This window comes from Paenibacillus sp. 01T422 (genome assembly GCF_056398785.1).
In genome coordinates this window covers 1-4879 of sequence record NZ_JBFTQB010000468.1, presented here as the reverse complement: position 1 = coordinate 4879, position 4879 = coordinate 1, and the positions used below count along the sequence as shown (strand labels likewise).

Below are 4879 nucleotides of genomic sequence, written 5' to 3'. Positions count from 1 at the left end.
CATGAGAACCTCTGCGCCGCAGCGTTCAGAGATTTCCACAAGCAGATGACCGAAACGTCCATAAAGAGGAACAAGCACCTTATCCCCTGGCTCAATGACACTTACAAGTACGGCCTCAATGCCAGAACGCGAGGTGCCATCTACTGGAAAAGCCCATTGATTGCTCGTTTGAAACACTTCGCGAAGCATTTCCATCGTTTCATTCATCAGTTCCGTGAATTCCGGATCGAACTGCCCCAGAATCGGATACGACATCGCACGAAGCACCCGGGGGTCGACCTCTACAGGTCCAGGGGTCATAATAGTCCTCAGCGAGGGCGACAAGTCCTTATAGAATTTCATCCACTTTCCCCCCATAGCCATATTGGTATAACACGTGAACCAGTGTGTGGAATCCGGCGATCAGATCGTCCGCTTCCGTAAACTCCTCAGGACTGTGGCTTATGCCACCAACACTTGGCACGAAAATCATCGCCGACGGACATATCGGTCCGAACAGCTGAGCATCATGTCCTGCGCCGCTCGGCAGCCGTATATGCTGATATCCACCGGCTTCACAAGCAGCCTCAATTTCGTTTGAAAAACTTTCCTTCATAGCTACCGGCGAAGCATGTAAATTTTGAACCGTTTCTATAGTGAGCCCTCTTCGCAATGCGATTTCTTCGAGCTTTGTTAGCAATCCTATACAAAATGTACGCATCTCCAACTCGTCAGTATGCCGAATATCAAGCGTAAATTCCACTTCTCCCGGCACTACATTCGAGGTTCCCCTCTTCACTTCCAAACGCCCCACAGTAGCAACAAGCGGCTCTCCTGCCTCAAGGGCCATCTGCTCCGTTATCGCCACCATTTCTGCAGCTCCGGCGAGCGCATCCTTGCGCATCCTCATCGGCGTTGTTCCCGCATGATTAGAGCTGCCTGTTACCTCTATGGTCAGTCGAATTTGGCCAACGATGGCCGTTACAATGCCAATTTGTTTCTTTTTATAGGTTAAAATAGAGCCTTGCTCGATATGAATCTCTATATAGCCGCCAATTGATTCGCGTTTTGCCGGATACAGCTGCCCATTCGCTGGGGCAGCAAAGCCTGCTTGCCGCATCGCTTCAAGCAAAGTAACGCCGTCGGGATCGGCAATCTCGGCCGCAAGCAGCAAGGATCTTGCGCCTGTTACATGCCCTGAGCCCCAGTAGGCCAGCGGGAAGCGGCTCCCCTCTTCTTCGCAGAACGAGACGGCTTCTAATGTTCGCTTAGGTAGCCCGTAAGCTGCTTTCAAATAACCCAGTGCCATCATCGAGGCGATGACGCCGAATGCGCCATCGTATTTCCCGCCATTTTTGACCGTATCGATATGCGATCCTGTCAATATCGGCTTCGCATCAGGCTGACTACCTGGCAATATTCCAAATACATTGCCAACCGCATCAAACCCGGCTTCCAGCCCCAGCTGCTGCATTTTGCTAACAATCGCTCGCTGCGCCTGCAGCCATGGATCGGTATAGAGGAGCCGAGTCACTCCTCCTTCGGCATCAGCCCCATAGGAGGATAGCTCCTCCAGCTCCTCGAGCATCCGCTCTCCGAATTGGGATAGCAGATCGCGTGAATTCGGTACCCTTTTAGCCACCGACCTCACCTCCAACGATCACGGCAGGACGTAACCACGTACCATCAGCCGCCTCTGTAACTCCTTCTCCAAGCTCATACACCTTGTTTCCACGGCAAAATGTCGCCTTCACACGGCACCCGAACGTCCGCCCCACATAGGGACTATGCTTGTGGCGGTAAAACAAATCATTCGCCTGCAGGGTATAACCCCTGCTCATATCAACCAGTGCGAAGTCGGCATCTGCTCCGACAGCAATAACCCCCTTGCGAGGATACAGGCCAAAACGCTTGGCAGGCTCAAGCGAAAGCATCCTCGTCAGCTCCGGCAGCGGCACATTTCTGCGAAGATGCCCCTCATCCAGCATCAGCTCCATGGAGCTCTGCGCCCCGGAGATGCCTCCCCACGCTTCGAAGAAATTCCCCTGCTTCATGGAAGTTGGGCATGGGGAATGGTCCGAAGCGAGGATATCGAGCCGCCCGGCCATCAGCTCCGCCCACAGCCGGTCTTGATCTTCCGCCGTGCGCAGCGGAGGCGCGCACTTCGCAACCGGCCCCAGCTGCACCAAATCCGAGCTGGTCAGAGCCAAATAATGCGGGCACGTTTCCACCGTGACGTCCAGCCCCTTGGCCTTCACCTCCGTGATGGCCTGCACACCTTCCGCGCTGGAAATATGCACGAAGTGCAATCGGCAGCCCGTCTGCTCTGCGTAGTATAACGCGCGGTTCACCGCCTCCAGCTCCGCAGCAATCGGCCTCGTTGCGACGAAGTCGAGGGCTCCGCGTCTGCCTTCCGCCTGAGCCTTAGCGGCTCGCTTGGATACAATCTCTTCGCTTTCAGCGTGAAGAGCGAGCACAAGCCCTAATCGGGCGATCTCCTGCATCCCTCTATAGAGGGTTTCGTCGTCCACCTCAGCGAAGATATCTTCCCCTTCTCCTCCAGGGCAGGACATGAAAGCTTTGAAGCCAATAACGCCGGCTTCCGCAAGCTCCTGCAGGTTCCCGACATTGCCCGGAACCAAACCGCCCCACAGCGCATAATCAACCAAGCAGTGCCCTTCAGCTGCTTCCAGCTTTTGTTCCAGTGCGCTGAGCCTTACAGTTGGAGGGACGCCATTCAGCGGCATATCGATAAATGTCGTACATCCGCCTGCTGCCAGAGCCGCCGAGCCTGTCGCGAATCCCTCCCAGTGACCAAGCGCTGGTTCGTTGAAATGCACGTGCGCATCTATCATGCCCGGTAGAATATGCAGGTGTTCCGCCTCATAAACAGGCGTTTGCTCCGAGCATGTGAGGTTTTCGCCTAGCGCAGCAATCTTGCCTCCTAGAATGCCGATGTCTACTTGCCGCACAGCATCTATCAGGACGACGGTACCTTTGCGAATCACGAGGTCAAAATGTTTATCATCCATGCGAAGATCCTCCCTCGGACGTGGTTATAGCCGCTTTTTACCAAAACTAGCTTCCTCTATATGTGTTATATCCCCACGGTGCAATTAATAGCGGGACATGATAATGGCTACCTGCTGCCGCAACGCCGAAACGGATTGGCACTTGATCCAGAAAAGGAGGATCGGATAGATGGACACCCATCTCCCTGAAGTAATCACCAACATGGAAAACTAACTCATAGGTTCCAKGTAACAAATCTTCCCCGCTTAGCATCGGCCCCTGCAGTCGGCCATCAGCATTCGTAATCTCCACGCTAAGAAGCTCAGCCCTTCCCTCTTGAAGACGGTACAACTCGATACGTACAGCTTTGGCAGGTCTGCCTTGGCTAACATCCAGAACGTGCGTTGTAAGTCCAGCGCTCATAGGCCCTCCAGATCACGTCTTGTCATCGAAAAACCTTGGAAACCATACGGTGGTCTCGGCTCTGTGAACACCTTGCCATCACCTGCCGCAGCGTGCTCCAGAATCGTTTCCCAAGTACGATTATTCGATTCGAACCGGATCTCTTTTAACTGTGGGAACCTAAGTAATGCGCGCTGTCCGATGCGATAGATGAGATTCTGGATCGATGGCGAGTGCTGCTCATGAAATACCGTATGGGCGATGTCCCGAATTTGCTCAGCAGCCACATAACGCCCTAGATCCGAGTCCAGCGCATCCTCCACTTCCTCATAGCTCCAAGCGATATCTAGGAAAATAAACAGCGGACGGTCATAAGATTCTGGCAGTGTTGTGTACTCATCTCGAACAAAACCCGCGAATGAACTGCCCTTCACCTTGATTAGCTTCAGATCGGCAATACCGCCTTCATGCTCCAAAATGTTGATGCCATCTTCCGTCCTCGTGATCTCTACCCTGGCTGTCGGATGCTCATTTTGTGAATACCGGTAAACCAGATTCCCATTCTCGAAGCCATTCGCTCCCGGTACCGGCAGCGCATCAAAAGCAACTTGGTCGGCCGTCATTTTAACACCTGACATCTGAGGATAGGTCTCTAGCAGCTTACGGCTTGCGAATGCGAGAAATCCTTCAGCCGTTGCGCCTTCATATTCTCCAGCCTTGCGCAGAATGAAGTTTTTCATGGAATCCGTGGCCACGACCATCGTGTTATCCCCTTCTGTAAAAGAAGTGAAAAACTTCTCACCGCTAACCGCCACCTTGATATTCATCCCAAAAAGCACATTGTCTCGTCCCACAAAACCCGATTCAGGTATTAACGTCAGATTGGTTAGTGGCTTTGCGTAGGACCTGTACACCCATACGTCGCCTTTTCCGTAATACATGATTCTCTCAGATCCGTTCTTCATCGCTTTTCCCTCCGCTTCGTCTACTAACACTGCCTCTAGGCGAAACCGCCCGATTTTGCAAACCTCCTGTAAAGCCTTGCCCATCTCTTCCTTCATTTCTCGATGAATGCGGTGGCTCAGTGCTTCGCGAATCGTCTCTTTGGTCTGACCTTTGACTGCCATGATGAACGGAAACTGAAAAGCCTCTGTGTACTGCTTGTTAAGCTGAAGAAACTGCTCATATTCTTCCGGTGATAACTGGTTCAGGCCAGCTCCGGCCTGTTCATTAACAGAGTGATCCGTCATACGAACACGCGTTCCCAAGTCCGGATGAGCTCGCAACAGAGCCAGCTGCTCTTCCTGATCCGCACGCCACACTTCCCTTTCCAGACTGCTGATAAGATCCTGTTTTGCTGCAAAAGGCCTGGAGCTCCACGCCCGCTCCGCTACCCAAGGGGAGTGCTCAAACAAAGGGCTGATGACCTCGATGAACCCTCCCTGTGTCAGTTCATTCACTTGCTGAAGCGTTAGCGCCACTACCC

At 53.1% G+C, this 4879-nt stretch carries 4 protein-coding genes and 1 pseudogene; all 5 read right to left on the bottom strand.

All coding sequences use genetic code 11. From position 1 onward, the window contains the following. Positions 1-342: pseudogene (locus AC1DUA_RS23350) on the bottom strand (alanine--glyoxylate aminotransferase family protein); the annotation flags it as partial. Continuing rightward, positions 329-1621 (bottom strand): M20 family metallo-hydrolase, encoded by a 1293-nt coding sequence (locus tag AC1DUA_RS23345; RefSeq protein ID WP_477502044.1) that lies wholly within the window; start codon positions 1619-1621, stop codon positions 329-331. The gene AC1DUA_RS23345 and the pseudogene AC1DUA_RS23350, both read right to left, overlap by 14 nt. Further along, complete coding sequence (locus AC1DUA_RS23340) at positions 1614-3011, bottom strand: allantoinase (RefSeq protein ID WP_477502043.1); 1398 nt, start codon at positions 3009-3011, stop codon at positions 1614-1616. Before AC1DUA_RS23340 ends, AC1DUA_RS23345 begins: the two co-directional genes overlap by 8 nt. 46 nt (positions 3012-3057) lie before the next feature. Beyond that, positions 3058-3414 (bottom strand): hydroxyisourate hydrolase, encoded by a 357-nt coding sequence (gene uraH, locus AC1DUA_RS23335; RefSeq protein ID WP_477502042.1) that lies wholly within the window; start codon positions 3412-3414, stop codon positions 3058-3060. After that, positions 3411-4879: factor-independent urate hydroxylase (pucL, locus tag AC1DUA_RS23330; RefSeq protein ID WP_477502041.1), on the bottom strand; the 1469-nt coding region annotated here is incomplete at its 5' end. The genes pucL and uraH, both read right to left, overlap by 4 nt.